Origin of the sequence: Mesorhizobium sp. (assembly GCF_004963255.1) — a bacterium.
GTDB lineage: Bacteria > Pseudomonadota > Alphaproteobacteria > Rhizobiales > Rhizobiaceae > Mesorhizobium.
Map to the genome: position 1 here is coordinate 1 of NZ_SUGA01000095.1, position 1,017 is coordinate 1,017.

At 65.5% G+C, this 1,017-nt stretch carries 1 protein-coding gene; it reads right to left on the bottom strand.

Features of this window, described 5'->3' with window-relative positions; translation table 11 throughout:
* Positions 1-140: 140 nt before the first annotated feature.
* A partial coding sequence (locus E5X34_RS32570; protein ID WP_292573317.1) for an SfnB family sulfur acquisition oxidoreductase occupies positions 141-1,017 on the bottom strand: 877 nt, incomplete at its 5' end.

Below are 1,017 nucleotides of genomic sequence, written 5' to 3' on the forward strand. Positions count from 1 at the left end.
TTGCCGGAAAAGCCGACGATTGCTGGGCTGGACATGGAACGGACCTCCAAGGGTGCTCCGGATTGACATTTGGGCGGCCCTGCCGGCCGCCGCTTGGCGAAAGCGTGGCCGAGGCTGCCGGCCTCGGCGGGCCGGCGCGATCAGCTCCAGGCGTGCAACGGCGGGTTCTCGCCGTTGAGGAAATACTTGCCGAGGATCGAATACTTCCAGCGCACCGGATCGTGCAGCGTGTGGGTGCGCGCATTGCGCCAGTGACGGTCGAGATTGTGCTCGGCGAGCGTCGAGCGCGTCCCCGCCAGTTCGAACAGCTTGTTGGTCGCCGCGATCGCGATCTCGGTCGACAGGATCTTCGCTTCGGCGGTGACGATCTGCGCATGCGCGACGCTCTCGGCTGTCGGCTCGGCGACCGCGCGGTCGATGGCGTGGCCGGCCTTTTCCAGCAGCGCCTGGGCCGCATGCAGGCGGAGCGTCAGGTCGCCGATGGCCTGGATCGTGTAGGGATCGTCCCAGGCATTGTCGACGCCGCTGTCGATCCAGGCGCGGCTTTTGGTCCGGACGAACTGGACCGTCTCGTCGATCGCCGCCTGCGCGATGCCGGTGTCCACCGCCACCTGGATGATCTGGAAGATGGCGCCGTCTGCGGTCGGCTTGTCGTAACCCTTGTAGCCCGGAACGAGATGCGTCTTCGGCACCTTGACGTTGTCGATGATGACGGTGCCCGACAGCGTTGTGCGCTGGCCGAAGCTCGACCAGTCGTCGATCACCGTCAGTCCCGGCGCGCCGCGATCGGCGATGGCGTACCAGGCCCGGCCCTGATCGTCGAGTGCAACGATCGGCACCAGATGGGCAAGCAGCGCGCCGGAGGAATAGAATTTCTGGCCGTTGACGATGATATGGTCGCCGGCATCGGTGAACTTGGTCTCGAAATCCGCGGCGCGCTTAGAACCGAATTCGGAAAAGGCGTTGCCGAACCGCGTCCCCTTCAGCACTTCGGCAAAGAGCAGCGCCTGCTGGTCC